Origin of the sequence: Acidaminobacter hydrogenoformans DSM 2784, assembly GCF_900103005.1 — a bacterium.
In the GTDB taxonomy this organism is placed as follows: Bacteria; Bacillota; Clostridia; order Peptostreptococcales; family Acidaminobacteraceae; genus Acidaminobacter; species Acidaminobacter hydrogenoformans.
In genome coordinates, this window is the sequence record NZ_FMWL01000001.1 from 177325 (window position 1) to 192992 (window position 15668).

The 15668-nt window shown below is 55.1% G+C and carries 19 protein-coding genes; all 19 read right to left on the minus strand.

The genetic code is table 11. The features are described from left to right. Positions 1-23: 23 nt before the first annotated feature. The 19 genes from BLP63_RS00785 to BLP63_RS00875 all read right to left on the minus strand — a co-directional run bounded on the left by BLP63_RS00785 (position 24) and on the right by BLP63_RS00875 (position 15593). Positions 24-512: a (2Fe-2S)-binding protein gene (locus tag BLP63_RS00785; RefSeq protein WP_092588982.1), complete on the minus strand. Its 489-nt coding sequence runs from the start codon at positions 510-512 to the stop codon at positions 24-26. Then, positions 509-1402 carry an FAD binding domain-containing protein gene (locus BLP63_RS00790; protein ID WP_092588983.1) on the minus strand — a complete coding sequence of 298 codons (894 nt, stop codon included), beginning with the start codon at positions 1400-1402 and terminating at the stop codon, positions 509-511. Before BLP63_RS00790 ends, BLP63_RS00785 begins: the two co-directional genes overlap by 4 nt. Further along, positions 1399-3783 carry a xanthine dehydrogenase family protein molybdopterin-binding subunit gene (locus BLP63_RS00795; RefSeq protein ID WP_092588984.1) on the minus strand — a complete coding sequence of 795 codons (2385 nt, stop codon included), beginning with the start codon at positions 3781-3783 and terminating at the stop codon, positions 1399-1401. The genes BLP63_RS00790 and BLP63_RS00795 overlap by 4 nt, the downstream gene beginning before the upstream one ends. A gap of 193 nt (positions 3784-3976) precedes the next feature. Further along, entirely contained in the window at positions 3977-5557 is a 1581-nt protein-coding gene (locus BLP63_RS00800; protein ID WP_092588985.1) for a complex I subunit 5 family protein, read from the minus strand. Beyond that, complete coding sequence (locus tag BLP63_RS00805; protein ID WP_092588986.1) at positions 5557-5907, minus strand: sodium:proton antiporter; 351 nt, start codon at positions 5905-5907, stop codon at positions 5557-5559. The genes BLP63_RS00800 and BLP63_RS00805 overlap by 1 nt, the downstream gene beginning before the upstream one ends. Further along, positions 5904-6341, minus strand: coding sequence for an MnhB domain-containing protein (locus BLP63_RS00810; protein WP_170829210.1), 438 nt, complete (start codon positions 6339-6341; stop codon positions 5904-5906). The genes BLP63_RS00805 and BLP63_RS00810 overlap by 4 nt, the downstream gene beginning before the upstream one ends. A gap of 168 nt (positions 6342-6509) precedes the next feature. Next, positions 6510-6791 (minus strand): hypothetical protein, encoded by a 282-nt coding sequence (locus BLP63_RS00815; protein ID WP_092588988.1) that lies wholly within the window; start codon positions 6789-6791, stop codon positions 6510-6512. Next, on the minus strand, positions 6778-7347 hold the full coding sequence (locus tag BLP63_RS00820) for a Na(+)/H(+) antiporter subunit B (RefSeq protein WP_092588989.1): 570 nt from the start codon (positions 7345-7347) through the stop codon (positions 6778-6780). Before BLP63_RS00820 ends, BLP63_RS00815 begins: the two co-directional genes overlap by 14 nt. Next, positions 7335-7640, minus strand: coding sequence for a cation:proton antiporter (locus tag BLP63_RS00825; protein ID WP_092588990.1), 306 nt, complete (start codon positions 7638-7640; stop codon positions 7335-7337). Before BLP63_RS00825 ends, BLP63_RS00820 begins: the two co-directional genes overlap by 13 nt. Continuing rightward, entirely contained in the window at positions 7637-7894 is a 258-nt protein-coding gene (locus BLP63_RS00830; RefSeq protein WP_092588991.1) for a monovalent cation/H+ antiporter complex subunit F, read from the minus strand. Before BLP63_RS00830 ends, BLP63_RS00825 begins: the two co-directional genes overlap by 4 nt. Next, positions 7887-8453 carry a Na+/H+ antiporter subunit E gene (locus BLP63_RS00835; protein WP_092588992.1) on the minus strand — a complete coding sequence of 189 codons (567 nt, stop codon included), beginning with the start codon at positions 8451-8453 and terminating at the stop codon, positions 7887-7889. Before BLP63_RS00835 ends, BLP63_RS00830 begins: the two co-directional genes overlap by 8 nt. 102 nt (positions 8454-8555) lie before the next feature. Continuing rightward, complete coding sequence (ltaE, locus tag BLP63_RS00840) at positions 8556-9593, minus strand: low-specificity L-threonine aldolase (RefSeq protein WP_092588993.1); 1038 nt, start codon at positions 9591-9593, stop codon at positions 8556-8558. 29 nt (positions 9594-9622) lie between these two features. Further along, entirely contained in the window at positions 9623-10606 is a 984-nt protein-coding gene (locus BLP63_RS00845) for an MBL fold metallo-hydrolase (RefSeq protein WP_139159751.1), read from the minus strand. 65 nt (positions 10607-10671) lie between these two features. Then, positions 10672-11403 (minus strand): response regulator, encoded by a 732-nt coding sequence (locus BLP63_RS00850; protein ID WP_092588995.1) that lies wholly within the window; start codon positions 11401-11403, stop codon positions 10672-10674. Then, positions 11396-12985: an ATP-binding protein gene (locus tag BLP63_RS00855; protein WP_092588996.1), complete on the minus strand. Its 1590-nt coding sequence runs from the start codon at positions 12983-12985 to the stop codon at positions 11396-11398. The genes BLP63_RS00850 and BLP63_RS00855 overlap by 8 nt, the downstream gene beginning before the upstream one ends. Before the next feature lie 22 nt (positions 12986-13007). After that, on the minus strand, positions 13008-13421 hold the full coding sequence (locus BLP63_RS00860; RefSeq protein WP_092588997.1) for an FMN-binding protein: 414 nt from the start codon (positions 13419-13421) through the stop codon (positions 13008-13010). A gap of 218 nt (positions 13422-13639) precedes the next feature. Next, on the minus strand, positions 13640-14608 hold the full coding sequence (locus BLP63_RS00865; RefSeq protein WP_092588998.1) for a polyprenyl synthetase family protein: 969 nt from the start codon (positions 14606-14608) through the stop codon (positions 13640-13642). An 81-nt stretch (positions 14609-14689) separates the two neighbouring features. Beyond that, positions 14690-15229: a Gx transporter family protein gene (locus BLP63_RS00870; protein WP_092588999.1), complete on the minus strand. Its 540-nt coding sequence runs from the start codon at positions 15227-15229 to the stop codon at positions 14690-14692. Next, positions 15213-15593 (minus strand): NusG domain II-containing protein, encoded by a 381-nt coding sequence (locus tag BLP63_RS00875; RefSeq protein ID WP_092589000.1) that lies wholly within the window; start codon positions 15591-15593, stop codon positions 15213-15215. Before BLP63_RS00875 ends, BLP63_RS00870 begins: the two co-directional genes overlap by 17 nt. Positions 15594-15668: the final 75 nt, after the last annotated feature.

Here is a 15668-nt window from a genome sequence, read left to right on the forward strand (position 1 = left end):
GCAATAGGTTTATGGATTTTCTTTCACCATTCCCCCTCAGACCGCCTGATCTCCTTCGCCCGTTCCACCGCGTCCCGGATGCCTTCGTAGCCGGTGCACCTGCAGAGGTTGGCGGAAAGCCACGCCCGCTGGATCGCCTCATCCGCCTCCGGGTGGGCTTCCAGCATGGCCCAGGCGTTGACCAGGAAGCCAGAGGTGCAGTAGCCGCACTGGAACCCGCCGCGCTCGACAAAAGCTTGCTGGATCGCCGTGTTTTGGAGGCCTTCCACGGTGGTGATGCTGCGGCCATCCGCTTCCACCGCCAGCATCAGGCAGGCCTTCACAGGCTTATCGTCCAGGAGGACCGTGCAGGCCCCACAGTCGCCGTTCTCACAGCCGGGCTTGGCGCCGGTATGACCCGCCGCCTCTCTCAGGACCTGCAGCAGCGTATCCATGGGGCGCACCACCAGCTTTCTGGCTTTTCCGTTCAGCATTACTACAATTTCACACAGTCCTGCATAGTGCTCCCTCATCTGGCCTCACCTGCCTCTTCTGTTTTCCCAAGCACGGTAAACGCCTCAACCAGGTCCCGTTTCAGCAGTCCCAGTTTGTACGCCTTTGATGCCCGTAGGTCGTCCACTGCCAGTTCCTCAAGGCGCTGCCACACCACCATGGCCTGTTCCTCAGGGGTTGCGTCTGCCTGAATGGCAGCGGCGGTCTTCTCCCCGTACCAGACATAGGCGGACACACCGCCCACCGCCGCTTTGTAGGCATCCCCCCGGCGGGTCACCACCACGTGACAGATGGGGTAGTCAATTTCAGTATGCTTCTGGCGCCGTCGCCTGAAAAAGCGGGTGGCCTGGCCGTCCACATCGTCCACAGAAGACACTGCTGACGGCGCGAGTTCAAAGCCCAGCAGCAGCTCCCCGGCCCTCAGCTGAAGCCGCTTGTGGAATGCTTCATGCAGAGGCTGTCTCACCAGTCCCTCAGATGTGTATAGAACCGCGTCCGCACTCAGCGTCAGCAGCGCCAGGGCCATTTCCCTGTAGGGCAGCCGGCCGCAGAGGTTCCCACCAAGGGTCAGGGTGTTTCTGACCGTGTGGTCCGCAATGCCACTTGCAACTGCCTGCAGAAGCGAGCCCGGCAACTTGTCACTGAGCGCATTGAGGGACAGTCCCCCGCCGAGCCAGAGGGTATCTTTATTTAGAGGGCTCAGGCCAACGCCATGGGCCGTGTAGGCTTCAATCCCTTTTAGGTCAATGACGACGTCCGCTTTGACAGAGCCCTTTCGCATGGCGGTTACAATTTCCGTGCCCCCGCTGAAGTAAAGGGGCGTCTGCCCGGCTTCAGCGACTTTGTTCCAGAGCTCAAAAGCCTCTTTGGGTGCCGATGGTCGTTCAAACACAAACTCAAACGGAATCATTCTGCCTCACCTTCTTTCTTATTCATAGCTCGCCAGATAGACTCCGGCGTAAGTGGCAGCTGATTCAGCGGTACGTCTGCCGCACGGGCCAAGGCGTTGGCCAATGCCCCCGGCATGCCTATCACCGCTTGTTCCCCCAAACCTCTGGCACCGTATGGACCGTCCTTCTGAGGGGTTTCCAGAAAATCGATCAGATAGTTTGGCGCATCACTGTACCGCATGATTTTGAAGTCTCTTAAATCATCATTCAGCACCTGTCCCCGACCGTTAAACTGGAAGCCTTCACAAGCCGCGAAGCCCAGGCCCATGGCCATGGCCCCGGCAATCTGCCCCCGGGCCAGAGCTGGATTGATCACCCTGCCCGCATCCAGGCAGCAGGCTGCGTTTAATACTTTGTAGGTGCCGTCGTCTGGGTCCAGAACTACCTCAACCCCTTGAGCCGCAAGGGTCCACTCCAGGTCAGGGTGGCCGGCGCCGGTTTCGGGATCAATGCCCGTCAGCAGTCTTGAAATGTAGCGCCCCCTGCCAATCACCTGGCCCTCAACGGCATTGCCATTGGGGTAGGTATAGCCCAGGGCGACGTCTTTAAGATTAAGACCTACATGGGGCTCTTCTTTGAGGTAGATTTTCCCGCCTTCAACCGATAAGTCCTCAGGAGGCACCCGCAGCACTATGGAAGCGGTTCTGCGCAGCTGCCTCAGCGCGTCGTCACAGGCCTCCAGCGCGGCGCGGCCTGCCATAAAGAGGCCCCGGCTGGCAGCTGTCGCCCAGTCGTGGGGTGCCACTCTGGCGTCTACGGTCATTTGGACGTGAACCTGGGATGGATCGATTTTTAGCCGCTCCGCGACAATTTGCGCAAGACCCGTTTTCGTGCCCTGTCCAATTTCCACAATCCCCGTTTGAAGGTTGACGGAGCCGTCACCGTTAAAGGTCAGCACCGCGCCTGCATCTGTGTTGGTAGGCATGGCTGGGGCCTTCCACAGGCATGTTACCGCTTTGGCTTTGATGCGGCCATCCTCAAGAATGTGTCTGCTGCCCTCTTCCCAGCGCAGATTTTGTGCCACTTTTTGTATGCAGCCTTTCAGGTCGCCAGTGCATTCGTCCAGAATGCTCTGAACCGGTGTGGTGTCGCCAGCTATCACAGCGTTTTGCAGTCTCAGCTGGACGGGATCCATGTCTAAGGCTTCCGCCAGGACCTCCATAGCCCTTTCAACAGCAAAGGAAGCCTCCACATGGCCAAACCCTCTGTAGGCGGTGGCAAAGGGATGATTGGTGTAAACACAAAGGGAATCGCAGCGCACATTGGGGATTCTATAGGGGCCCGTGCAGGAAATCGCCGCCGCTCGGCTGATATTGACCGCATAGTCCGCATAGGCGCCACTGTCGAATAAAAACTCTATGTCCGCGGCGATCAGAGTACCGTCTTTTTTTGCGCCCAATTTCACTTTGGCTTCCAGTCCCATGTTGCCTGGCGAGCTGATCAGATCCTGTTCACGGGTATTCACAAGCCGGACCGGTCTGCCGCCTACTGCCTGGGACATCAGATAGGCAAGGCCTTCCAGCTGAATACCGGCTTTGCCGCCAAACCCGCCGCCTATGGGTGGCGCAATTACATTGATCAGTCCTTCCTCAATGCCAAAGAAGATGCTCATGAGTCCCTTGACCACATAGGGCGCTTGTGTGGTGGAGTGAATTTCCACCTCGCCGCTGCCGTGGATTCTGACCGTTGCTGCCCGCGGCTCCATGGCCACGTGGTCGCCTGGCGGAAATGAGGTGGAGACCTCAACAATTTTGTCTGCCTCATTAAAGCCTTCAATTGGGCTGCCTTTTCTGATTTTCGTTCGGTTGGCTACGTTAGTGCCGGGTTCTGGCAGAATCGCCGGGATGTGGACGTAGGCTGCCATATCTGGGTGGAGCAAAGGCGCGTCGGACCTCAGGGCTTCCGAAGGCTTTTGAATGGCGGGCAGCACTTCATAGACGACTTCAATGAGGCTTACTGCCGCCTGCGCCTCCCGGAGAGAGTCTGCCACCACCGCTGCGACTGGCTCTCCGTGATGACGGACGACACCTCGTGCAAGGGGCGGCTTATCCCCAAGATAGAGCCCAATGTTTCGAGTATGGTTTTCTCCGGTCAAGACCGCATGTACCCCCGGCATTGCCAGAGCTTTTTCTGTTTGTATAGAAAGTATTTTCGCGTGGGCATGAGGACTCAGCTTGACGGCAGCGTGGAGCATGTCTGACTCAATGTGATCTCCGAGATATTTTTGCCTGCCGGTCACCTTCTCCCAGCTTTCCTTGCGGGGAATCGACCTGCCTACTGCATGGCCGGAAGCACTTGCACAGCTTTGATTGCCTTCATTTTCTCGTCTTTTTTCGTCCATTCGTTTCTCCCTCACTTTCTCAGCCCTTCGACGTTTGGTGCGGCCCAGTCCCCAACCAAAATCTCGGTATGTCCCTGTCCCCAACCAACCTATGCCCCAAAGTGCCTGTTAGTAAAATGGCGTCAGAACACAAATTCTGACGCCGTCCCTTGTGAATGTCAACCAACTGAATTTTACAAAATAACCGAAACACCTACCCCAGAACCAGCAGCCAGTGGAGTCCGCCTATCAGGAGCATCATGCCAAAGAAGGCCATTTCCACGTCTGGGGCAAACTGTCCCATGCGAATCGCCCAGGCAGGTTTATTTCTTAGGACAAGGAGATACATTGCCGCTGCCGCAGCAACATAGCCAAGGTAAGTCACGGTCTCCGAAGCCAGCTTGTAGAAAGGGTCTACCCCCAGCATCCAAACTTCCAGTGGATACAGAAGGACGACGTAAAGGGAAAGCATGCCTATGGCGAAGGCCTTTCCGCCAAAGAGCTTCATCCCCTCTTCCTTAGGACCGAAGAGCATGGAGATCCATTTTGAAAAGGACATGGCCGTGCCAAGGTTGATGAGGGTCAAAATGTGGATCAGATAGCCCTCATCAAAATTTCCTTTGATGAGGCTCTTGCCTATGCTGCCTATCATCAGCGGCGCGCCGCTGATGGCCAGGACGCCTATGAGCACCGCGAAGCCCAAGAATGGATTCGTGCGCATGACGCCATGGATCTTGGTAAGCTCCCGGGTGTGGTACATGCGGGCCAAGGCACCGGCGGTGAGAAAGAGCAGGCTCTTGAACATAAAGTGGTTGAACGCATGCACCATACCGCCAAGGCCACCGTCCAGCTGATACATGGAGATCCCTATGACCATCAGGCCCACCTGGGAAACGGTATGAAAAGCCAGCATCCGCTTGATATCAGTCTGGAAAATGGCCCGGACTACGCCATAGAGGGCCGCAGCAACACCAAGGGCCAGGGTGATCGTATAGGCTGTCGTCGAGTTAAACGGCGCAATGACATTGAGGTATAGGAATAGGCCTGACTTGACCACCAGGCCGGAAAGGATCGCGGAAATGAAGGTTGGCGCGTAGCCATGGGCCACAGGGAGCCAGCCGCCAACGGGGAAGGAGGCGGTCTTCACCGCGAAGGTCGTCATAAAGCATGCCAGCGCGAAGCGTCCCCGGACAGACAACGCCACACCCGTCGCGCCCAGTGGCGCCGCACCGCCCAGCAGTCCGTGAATCTGGGTCAGGTTGAGGGTTCCGAGCTCCGTATAGAGGGCAATGATGCCCACCAGGAAGATCAGCATCCCAACGCTGTTGAAAATCAGGTAATAGAGGCCCGCCCGGACGGAGACGGCATCCCGCTCGTAAAGGATCAGGATGCTGCTCAGGATAGTGACGACCTCAATCATGAGATAAAGCGTAAACAGGTCTCGGGTCATGTAAAGGGCGTAGAGGGAGCCCTGCAACATGCCAAGGAATAAGAAGAGCTTGTGGTCATTGCAGTGCTGATGCCATAAGTAACTGTAGATGTAGGCGAAGGCTACGGTGGTCATGATCAGGAACAATCGGCCAAAGCCATTGGAGGCGAGCTCAATCCCAATGCCTTCCGGCCAGCCACCAAGAATAACGCTGACCTCGCCCCTGCTCAGGAGCCAGAGGACCATGGCGCTTAGGATAACCTGCTCGAGGAACACCGTCCTCGTGAAATTGACCCGGTCAATGAGAAAAATCAGGAGCCCCCAGAAGAAGGGCAGAAATATGAGTGCCAGCATGAGCGCTTCCATCAGTCTGTCCTCTCAAAGGTCTCATGATGAAAGATCGCGCGCCAGTCGAGGCTGCCATAATAGTGGAAAAGCTTGCCTGACATGAAGAGACCCAGGGCCGTTACGGAGGCCCCTATGACAATGGCCGTGATCATCATGGCCTGAGGCAGCGGATCGACCATTTCCCCGGTGCCCATGCCAATGATTGGAACCGCGGTTCCCGTCTGGCTGGCAAGGCTCAGAAGCAGCAGGATCACCGCCGTCTGGACCAGGTTCATGCACAATATGGTTTTGACGACCTGACGGGAGGTGACAATGCCGTAGAGGCCAATCATGACAACCAGACACGCCGTTACCGTAACGAACATCATAGGCTCCCCTCCTCAAAAAACATGGTAATGATGCCGCTCATGCCCAAGGCAACTTTTGCGCCAATCAGGGTGTTTAAGAAAATCAGGATGATCCGTTTGAGCCGCATAGCCTCCGGTGTGACGAGTGGGGCGAAGTTGGCGGAAAAGAAAAGAATCTGGAGGATGCCGGCGGTGATCAATGCGAGGAAGAGATATTTTTCGATCCGGATCAATCGGCTAAGCTCTATGGTCTTTTGCTCTGAGATAAAATAGACCAGGATGTAGGCCGTCGCAAGGATGACGCCACCCTGGAAGCCGCCGCCCGGAGAGAGGTCGCCGTTGAAAACGACGTACAGGCCAAACATGAGCATAAACGGCAGCAGCAGGAGGCTGATGACCCTCAGGAGCTCGTGTTTTTGGACATTCGAGGCTTTCGACAAGTTGTCAGGGCTCATGGTGCACTTCCTCCCTTCATAGAAAATCTTCATAAAATTTGGTTGGGGACTGGGCCCGCCTGAACATCCGGCAGGGGACTGGGCCGGGCCAGCATTTCAGTGGGGGACTGGGCCGCCTTGAACCTTCGGCCCGGCCCAGTCCCCAACCAAAAATCCCCAACCAAAATCTCAGCGGATTTCCTCGTCCTTTCTCCCCATAAACAGAATTCCAGCCGTGACCACAAACAACGTCGCAGCCTCAAAAAGGGAGTCAAACAGCCTGTAACTGAGGTAGATGCCCGTGACAAGGTTCTGCGAACCGGTCTCCGGCAAGGTGTTCTGTACATAATAGTCCATGCTGAAGCGGCCATATTCCGGCACATCCAGGACAAAGGCCTCGAAAAGGCCATTTCCCACAAAGCCAATTGCCGCTAAAATCATCAAGCCTTTTATGGTGTCACGCGTTCTCATCTTCTGTCACCCCCACGAATTCCACGCCAGGCGTCTGATTCAGCCAGCGCTCCAGTGAGTCGATCAGACAGTTGTTTTCGTTGCCCTCCACGCGGATGATGTCACTCTGCGCATCATAGGCGATCAGAAGATCCGGGCTGCTGGGCCGAAAGATGCCGGCCACAGTGGTATCCTTACCTTCCAGGCCGCCCAGCAGCTTGGCTTCAAGGCCATACAAATCGCAAAACCGGCCAAGCTCGCTCATAAATTCATCCAGCCGCTCCGGCGCCATAAGACAGCTGCCCGGAGCGCTCGCGACGGGCTTCACAACTACGTTCAGCGTCGTCTGCTTCATGACGGAGATGGTATAGATAAGCGGCACAAAGGCACAGCCCACCGCGATCTCCGCGAGGGCAATGTCCGGCGCATGCAGGAGCATATAGAGGCCGGCGGCGGTCAGGGAAAAGGCCGCGAAATAGAGGATCAGCCGGAAGTTGTTCTCCGTGATCAGCGTCATGAGGGCTGCGATCAAGAGGGCGGTGCTGAGGACGGCCATGAGGATCATCATCGGATCCATGGGTGAATCCCTCCTTTTTCAGGCAGCAGCCCGCCACGGTACGCTGACGCCGCAATCATCTGATTGGAAACCGGATTGGTCGCCAGATAGAACACCAGCAGAATCAGGAGCCGCAGGGTCATAGGGCTGAACCCCAGCCGCAGCATCAGGGAAATGACCACCGTCAGAACGACCACGGAATCAATTTTACTGCTGCTGAGCAGGGTCTCATAGACGCCCTCCAGCCGGAAGATGCCGGCAACGCCGAAAGCGAGGAAAATCCAGGCCAAAACGAGGAGCAAATCTGCGATCATTTGAGCCTTCCCCCTTTCAACACAAAACGCGTCAGCACTATGACCGTCATGAAACCAATAATGCTATAAGTCAGTATGATATCGAGGAGCCCGCTCTGACCGGAATAGACGGCGTAAACCGTCATGATCAGGGCTATTTTTACCGCGATCAGATTCAGTGCGACCAGGCGCTCCCAAATAGTTTTAGCGAGGGTCAATTGATAAAGCAGGAATAAAATGGCGACCGCTATGAGCACCATAGTAATCTCAAGCATCTGACCCACCCCCAGTCAGCAGCTGCTCGTAGCGGGTGTGGATCTGCCGGCGAAAGGCCTGAACCTCTTCTTCGCCATCCACAAAGGCCAGTACCGTCAGCTCGGAGCCATGGACCTCCACGGTCATACTTCCCGGTGTCAAAGTGATGGCATTGGCAATCAGCGCGACCAGCATGGGCTCCTTCACCGTCAGCGTCACAGTAAACATTTCCGGCGAGGGCGAACCATAAACGACTCGCTTCATATGGGCCAGGGCTGAGGCGAAAATATCCAAAATCACGCGAAAGGAAAATCTCAGGATCCTGAAAAATCCCTGTGCCGCCACAGGCTCCAGATTGAAATAGGAGAGGAAACGCTTATAAAAAAGCAGTGTGGCGACCACGGACAACAGGCCGGTGATGGTCATGCGCAGGCCAAAACGCCCGGTCAACAGCAGCCAAAAGAAAAACAGAACCGCGCCAAGCTGAAGGATTCTGACCCATTGGTGGCGCTGGTCACCATCGGCAGAGCCTTTGTTTGCTTTGATCTCTTTATTCACCTTATTCGTCTTCTCCGCCATGCCGCCATCACCTCCTTATAAAAAATCACGCCAAGAAACAGTCGCAGCAAAGTTGTTCCAACCTTTCCGTTACTGATCCGTGGCGTGATCCGCTCTAAATTTCTACTGCACCAAACATGCCTTCATGACCTCCACGACCGTATCGATGTCTTCTCTCACAATGCCATAATGGGTCACAAACCTGTACTCCCCATCCTCCATGCCATTGGACTTGATCCCCGCGCTGAGCAGCTTCTGCAGGAACGTCGCTTCCTTGATCAGGCCTTCTTCAATTTTGAAAAAGACCATATTGATATCGCGCCTGTGCTTCATCAGTTCAATGCCTGGAATTTCCGTCAAACGAGAAGCCAAGTAGGTCGCGTTTTCATGATCTTCCCTCAGCCGGTCCACCATATGCGTCAGCGCGTAAAGCCCAGCTGCAGCAAGGTAGCCCGTCTGTCTCATGCCGCCACCCATGCGCTTGCGGTTCTTTCGCGCCCGTCTGATAAAGTCCTTCTCACCCACGAGCAGTGAGCCAATTGGCGCCGCGAGGCCTTTGGACAGACAAATGTTCACCGTATCCGCCTGGGCCGCAATGGTCTTCGCCGGCACCCCGAGAGCCAGCGCCGCGTTGAACAGCCGCGCCCCGTCCAGATGCACCGGAATGCTGTGAAGATAGGCCAGCCTGTAGATTTCCTTCATATTGTCCAGCGTCAGCACGCAGCCGTTGCCCAGCGCATTTTCCACGCAGATCAGTGACGTCTCCGGATAGTGGACGTCGCTCAGGTCCCGGATGGCATGACGCACGTCCAGCACCTCGATCTGGTTCAGGTGCACCGGCACCGTCTTCAGCTGAACCCCCGCCAGCGCCGCAGCCGCCCCAACTTCATGGGCCTGGATGTGCGCGTCCTGCCCAATAATAATCTCATCCCCCCGGCGGGTATGGGTCATGATGGCCAGCTGATTGGCAAAGGTCCCGCTTGGCACGAACAGCGCCGCGTCCTTCCCCAGGAGCTCCGCCGCGTAGGCCTCCAGAGCCTTCGTCGCCGGATCGTCCTCATAGACGTCATCCCCAATCTCAGCCTCAATCATGGCGCGCTTCATCTCCTCCGGCTGCAGCGTCACCGTATCACTTCTCAAGTCAATCCATCGCTTTGTCATGCGTCAAATCCCCCCAGGTCATTTTTTATTTATGCTGAGGCGTAATGGTAAACGCCCTCCACAAGCGTCCGCTTCAGCCGCCCCCGCAGGTGCAGGTATTCCAGGTGCGCCATGGCCTCCGAGCACGCGAACCACTTCTGAGCCTTGGGGAATGCCTCCCAGTCCTTGGCCCTCAGGTCCCAGTGCATCCTGGCCGCGATTTCACGGACCGTCTTATGCCCCTGCCCAACAATTTCAAGAACTTCTTTTAGCCGATGGTCATGGTGCCCCACCAGCTCACCAATACGCCGCTCCGGATCCTCCACCACATTGCGGTGGGCAGAATAAACACGCTTCAATTTCATGCTTCTGGCCTTCTCCAGCATCTGGAGGTAGACCCCCAGGCTGTCAAAGCCCTCGGTCCAATAGCCAATATTAGGCGTGATCTTATCGAGAATATGATCCGACCCAAACAGACAACCTCGTTCACGGCAGTACAGTCCAATCAGTCCCGGCGTATGCCCCGGCAGATCCACCACCTCAAGAGAGAAGCTGCCTATCTCAATCCGGTCGCCTTCCTCTACGGTTTCAAGCTCCAAAATCTCCTGGGACGCGTATTTATAGCCCGGATTGTCATAATAATGGATGCCGTCCTGCTCAAGCCCAAACCGCGTGATCGACTCTTGAAAACCGGCAGTTACCTCATCCGAACGAATATTGTGGATCCACCAGCTCTCCGTCTTTCCTGCGATAATCCGCGCCCCTTTTTCATGCAGCTCCCCCGCCAGGCCCGTATGGTCTGAATGCAGATGCGTCAGAACCACCGTCAGTTTTTCCGGAGAAATCCCCAGGGACTCAAGAGCCCCATAGACCGCCTCCCGGCAAGGGTCCATGGCAAAGCCCGTATCAATCATGACGGCTTCGTTTTCACCGACAATCAAGTAGCCGTTCAGTTCTCTTAAGGGGTTGTTTGGCAGTGGGATAGGGAACGTGTACAGCCCCTCTTCCAGTTGTCGTATCATGTTGTTGTCCAAGGCCTCTTCCTCCAAATTTCTTTCAGAAACAGAAAGGCATTTTTTCAAGCTTCCAGCTGAGCAGCTTACTGGGTCTCCTCTTCAGGATTTTCGTTCCAGCAGCCTTCCTTCACTTTATACCTGTTTTTTGGCCGTCCAACCTTGCCATATTCCAGCTCAATTTCGAGCTTATCTTCTTTTTCCATATAGTCGAGGTACCGGCGGGCTGTAATCCTGGACACGCCAATCTTTTTGGCTACCAGCTGCGCCGTAAAGGTCTGTTCCCCAAATTCCCGAATGCATTCGCAGACTTTGTCATAAGTCAGCTGACTAAAGCCCTTGGTGTCGATCAGCTCGTGGTCCTCGTCCTCGTCCCGGGCACCACCGCTCTCCCTCATCATCAGCTGGTCTATCATGTCCTGCTCAACGTTTTCCGACTGCTTGAGATTTTTCTTGCGCAGGCGGTACTGAGTGAGCGTTTCCTCAAAGCGCTTAAATTTGAAAGGCTTGATCAGATAATCCACCGCGCCGTACCGCAGGGCTTCCTCCACGGTTTCAACCGAACGGTCCGCCGTGATCATGATGACGTCCGAGCGCATGCCCTCCCGGCGGATCCAGTGCAGCAGCTCCACGCCTTTCCCCTGCGGGAAAAAAACGTCAAGCAGGACCAGGTCCGGCTCGGTAAGCTTCATCACCATTTTTGCCCTGTCCAGGGTCGATACGCTGTCTATGAGCGTGTAGCCTTCAATTTTTGCCAAAAACCGTTCATTGATTTCTCTGACCATGGGATCGTCCTCGACGATAAGCACTTTAATCATAATCCAGTGCCCGCCCCCCTTCATAGGGAATTGTGATGCGCCATTCGGCGCCTGATTCATTGTCTAATTCTATGATACCGCCCGCCTCATCAATGATTTCCTTGACAATACTCAGGCCGTAGCCGCGGCTTCCGTCCTTGGTCGTGACGCCTCGCTCAAATATTTTGTTCGCAAGGTCCTCCCGGATACCCGGTCCGTTATCTGAAACTATAACCTCCAGAGCCTCTTCGTCTGACGTGATGCTGACGTAGATTTCGCCGCCCTCCATTTTGACGAGCTCATCTATGGCGTTTTCGATCAGATTACCCAGAACGGAACAAAGCTCATCCTCCGTGATTTGGTCCGGAAGCCGGTTCAAATAGGAGGCTGGATCGATTTCCATATCTATTTTAGCCTCTGTGGCCCTGTTGTATTTCGCGAGCAAAATCGCTGAAACATGGGTATTTTCGATTCTGTCGTTGATGACCCCGGACATGCGTTCACGCTGATCCGAGACTTCGGAAATATATTCCTCCGCCTCTTCATAGGCCTCGAGTTGAATCAGACCCGAGATCGTGTGGAGCTTGTTCATGAACTCGTGGTTTTGGGCTCTAAGGGCGTTGGTCATCTTCTGGTAGCCGGTGAGCTCCTCCGCCATGAGCTTCACCTGGGTCAGGTCCTGGATGTTGGACACGACACCAATAAATTCACCCCGGTGATCCCTGAGGGGTGTGTGGCTGCAGAGGATCGTTTTGCCTGGGCTGAGGCGGATTTCCTGATTTAAAATGGTTTCCTTGCTGTCCAAGGTCCGCAGCATCTGCTGGGCGTAGACGTCGCTGTAATCTGACAGCGGCTTGCCCACGTCCTCCGGGGACAGCCCCAGGATGTCTTTGGCCAGTTTGTTGAACAGGAGTATTTTCCCGCTGTTGTCTATAGTGAGGACCCCATTGTTGAGACTCTGAAGGATGATGTCCCGCTGACCTAAGAGCAGCGCGATTTCTTTGGGCTCCAGGCCAAAGATGGTCCGTTTGATGTTGAGGCTGAGGATGGCGGCGCCCAGGATGCCCACCAGGAGCCAGACGACCAGCGTTGTCTCCAGGTTGCGGATTTGGGTGCCCACCTCTTTGTAGACCGTGTCCGTCAGCAGGCCTACGAGGACGGCGCCGACCTGGTGACCATTGGCATACACCGGGGCGAAGGCCCGGATCGCTGAAATCAGCTCGTTGCGGTCCGCTGAGACGTAGGCCTCGCCGGTGCTAAGCACCTGCTCTTCGCCCCCGTTGCGATACCTCTCCCCCAATAAATTCTCCGATGGATACGAGTACTGAATCCCCGACATATCCATCACAATTATATACTGAAAGCGTGTCTGCTTCCTGAAGTCCTCAACGCGGGCCTGGATCGTCCCGTCACCGTTCTGGGCCGCCAGTGCCTCCCGGATCTCCGGCATAGCCGCCACCGTCACCGCCAGGTCCATGGCATTGTTGCCCATCTGGGTCTCAAGGGTCCGCTCCAGGTAACCAAAAGTCATAAAGCCAATCCCGCCAACCACCAGAACCAGCATGACCGACAGGAAGAGCGCGATTTTAAATTGAAGTTTCAAGGCACGTCCCCCAGTCCGCCTGTTATTCCGCCTCTGATGCTTCTGCCGACTCCAGCAGCGCTTTGTCCAGCCCGTCCTGAATCGCCTTGATCAGCGCCGTGCTGGTCAAGGTCGCGCCGGATACCACGTCGACCTCCGTGGAGTTGTTGCGCCGCACGCGCTCTGGTATAGTCTCATAGACTATGTCCACCACGTCCCCGAGCACCTGCTTCTCATGCTCCTCCACTATGACTATGGACTCGATCTCCTGAGCATCCGTCGTCACCATCACCCGAATGGGGCCGTGATAGCCCTCCGAGACGCCCTCATAGCTGCCGGGGGCGTAAATGTCCTTCTGAATTTTGCAGCCGGCCACACCCATGACTAAAGTGAGGCTGACTGCAATGAGCAAAACGGTGCGGGTAATAGTTCGTATGCCGCCAAATCTGCTGATCATCCCATCCGCCACCCCCCAGCGTTATAAGTGTAAACCTTAAGAATATTTTACCACAACTTATGAACAAAATAGCAGAAAATTCTGGGAGGCGGGGAGGGAAGGGGTGTGAGGGGCTTACAGGCCCTATATAAAACGAAGTGCCCCTCCACTTTTGAGAGTGAGCTCTCATTTGCGGTGGGGCACTTCGATTTATTAACGTCTTTCAGCCTTCACGAGCCCTAATGATCCCTTCCAATCAAACGCTCTGCCAGCTGCCTGATCGTCGCCTTGGCTTCATGCTCCGGCAGGGCTTTTATCCTGGCCATGGCTCTTGTAGTGTAGCGGTCCGCCAGTTTTTTCGCACGGGCGACGCCTCCACTTTCTCTGACCATGGTCAGCAGGGACTGCACGTCCTCCTCTGACAAATCACTGGCCAGCTTAGCCTCAATGGCCTCACCGCCCGGTGTCTCGAGAGCATACAGCAGCGGCAGCGTATAAAAGCCCCTCTGCAGGTCCCGCTGAGCACTCTTGCCCAGCTTCTCGGAATCGCCGTTGTAATCCAGCAGGTCGTCCACTACCTGGAAAGCCATCCCTATGTCGTGGCCAATCTTGCCCAGGGCCTTGCAGAGCTTCACATCACAGCCCGCCTCAAAAGCGCCGGCATAAAAGCTCATGGCGAACAGCGCCGCCGTCTTGCCAGAGATGACCTTCAGATAATTCTTGAAGGACATATGGGCATTGTATCGGAAATTAAACTGCCGGATCTCGCCCATGCAGATCTTCATGATCGCTTTTGAGATGTCCTGCAGGTTTTCTCTCGTATAGTCATGAGAAGACAGCATCATGAAGCACTGACAGAAAAGCCAGTCTCCGAGGTAAACGGCATAATCCTTGCCATATTTCGACTGAACCGTTTCAATGCCGCGCCGGAGCCTGGAATCATCCACAATATCATCATGGACCAGGGTCGCCATATGCAGCATCTCGATCACTGCCGCCAGCGTCCGGATTTTCTGAGGCTCGTACGTGCCAAATCTGGCAGAGAGCATCAGAAAAGCAGGCCGCAGCATTTTCCCGCCGCTGCCTGCCATCTCCGTCAGCGCCTGCTCAAAACCGGCGTCCGAAGACTGGCTGTGCTTCAGAATCTCATCCCTGACCAACTGGAGCTCGTTATTCAATTCGGGGAAGTCTTTCCAGAAAGCGCTCATAGCTTCTCCTTACTCGTTTAATTATTGACATCAATCGCATGACGTAAATTTTCCTTCAACCCTAACCGTCTCGCCAGGCTTTTACCCTTTCTGCCCCTGAAACAGTCGCGTCGCCTTCAGCGCCTTGATCAGGTACTGCACCGTCAGACCAACCGCAATACCCGTCGCAATGGCCGCCAGCATCAGCATAGGCAAATACCCGAGGATAAAGGCGTTTTGAATGATAAACGCTGCCATCAGCAGCTGCCCCAGATTATGCGCCACCGCACCCACAACGCTTATGCCGATGGTTCCGAGATTCCTAAAATCCAAATAAACCAGCAGCGCCATGATAAAGTAGCTCAGATATCCTCCCGCGAGACTGTACAGGAAGGATGAGAATGACCCCACTATAAAGGCCGTCATCAGGATCCTGAGGGTCACTACCAGAAAAGACTGACGGAAGGGCAGCATATAAATCGCAGTCAGCGTCACGATGTTTGCCAGGCCAAGCTTTGCGCCAGGCACGCTGAAATTGAAAGGAATCATCCGTTCTACAAGGCTCAGGACAATAGCCTGAGCCACCAAAACCGCGATGAGGACCATAGTTCTCGTTTTGGAATGCTTACTGCGCAATGGCATCCAGACCTCCTTCAGCCGTCCCCTTAATCTGCACAACGACCTCATGAGGCAGGCAGACAATTGTATCTCCAGGCTGATCCGCAGGCGCCGTATTGACACAGATCTGATCCCTGCAATCCGCTTCAAACATCAGGATTTGGCCGTTTTCGATTTTGAGAAAATTGTACCCTTTCTCAGTCCGGATTTCAATAACCTGAGGTACGGACAGATCTACAGTTTTATAAAGCTCGCCTTCCACGACAATCTCTGCCAGAATGGCGTCCGAGACTTGCGCCGCCCGACCCTGAACCAGTTTCATGATACCCAGGGCACCAAGAGCCACAACAGCCAGTACCACAATCAGGATGATGTCCGTCTTTTTCATGTCTAAAACCCCTGTCTAAAAACCTTGCTTACACAACGAAATGTCCCTTCAAAGCAAAGGCCAACTTCAAAAGGA

What these genes read in the sequence shown, in the direction of transcription:
- BLP63_RS00785 (WP_092588982.1), bottom strand. Translation starts at nt 512, where the DNA reads ATGAGGGAGCACTATGCAGGACTGTGTGAAATTGTAGTAATGCTGAAC.
- BLP63_RS00790 (WP_092588983.1), bottom strand. Translation starts at nt 1,402, where the DNA reads ATGATTCCGTTTGAGTTTGTGTTTGAACGACCATCGGCACCCAAAGAG.
- BLP63_RS00795 (WP_092588984.1), bottom strand. Translation starts at nt 3,783, where the DNA reads ATGGACGAAAAAAGACGAGAAAATGAAGGCAATCAAAGCTGTGCAAGT.
- BLP63_RS00800 (WP_092588985.1), bottom strand. Translation starts at nt 5,557, where the DNA reads ATGGAAGCGCTCATGCTGGCACTCATATTTCTGCCCTTCTTCTGGGGG.
- BLP63_RS00805 (WP_092588986.1), bottom strand. Translation starts at nt 5,907, where the DNA reads ATGATGTTCGTTACGGTAACGGCGTGTCTGGTTGTCATGATTGGCCTC.
- BLP63_RS00810 (WP_170829210.1), bottom strand. Translation starts at nt 6,341, where the DNA reads ATGAGCCCTGACAACTTGTCGAAAGCCTCGAATGTCCAAAAACACGAG.
- BLP63_RS00815 (WP_092588988.1), bottom strand. Translation starts at nt 6,791, where the DNA reads ATGAGAACGCGTGACACCATAAAAGGCTTGATGATTTTAGCGGCAATT.
- BLP63_RS00820 (WP_092588989.1), bottom strand. Translation starts at nt 7,347, where the DNA reads ATGGATCCGATGATGATCCTCATGGCCGTCCTCAGCACCGCCCTCTTG.
- BLP63_RS00825 (WP_092588990.1), bottom strand. Translation starts at nt 7,640, where the DNA reads ATGATCGCAGATTTGCTCCTCGTTTTGGCCTGGATTTTCCTCGCTTTC.
- BLP63_RS00830 (WP_092588991.1), bottom strand. Translation starts at nt 7,894, where the DNA reads ATGCTTGAGATTACTATGGTGCTCATAGCGGTCGCCATTTTATTCCTG.
- BLP63_RS00835 (WP_092588992.1), bottom strand. Translation starts at nt 8,453, where the DNA reads ATGGCGGAGAAGACGAATAAGGTGAATAAAGAGATCAAAGCAAACAAA.
- ltaE (WP_092588993.1), bottom strand. Translation starts at nt 9,593, where the DNA reads ATGACAAAGCGATGGATTGACTTGAGAAGTGATACGGTGACGCTGCAG.
- BLP63_RS00850 (WP_092588995.1), bottom strand. Translation starts at nt 11,403, where the DNA reads ATGATTAAAGTGCTTATCGTCGAGGACGATCCCATGGTCAGAGAAATC.
- BLP63_RS00860 (WP_092588997.1), bottom strand. Translation starts at nt 13,421, where the DNA reads ATGATCAGCAGATTTGGCGGCATACGAACTATTACCCGCACCGTTTTG.
- BLP63_RS00865 (WP_092588998.1), bottom strand. Translation starts at nt 14,608, where the DNA reads ATGAGCGCTTTCTGGAAAGACTTCCCCGAATTGAATAACGAGCTCCAG.
- BLP63_RS00870 (WP_092588999.1), bottom strand. Translation starts at nt 15,229, where the DNA reads ATGCCATTGCGCAGTAAGCATTCCAAAACGAGAACTATGGTCCTCATC.
- BLP63_RS00875 (WP_092589000.1), bottom strand. Translation starts at nt 15,593, where the DNA reads ATGAAAAAGACGGACATCATCCTGATTGTGGTACTGGCTGTTGTGGCT.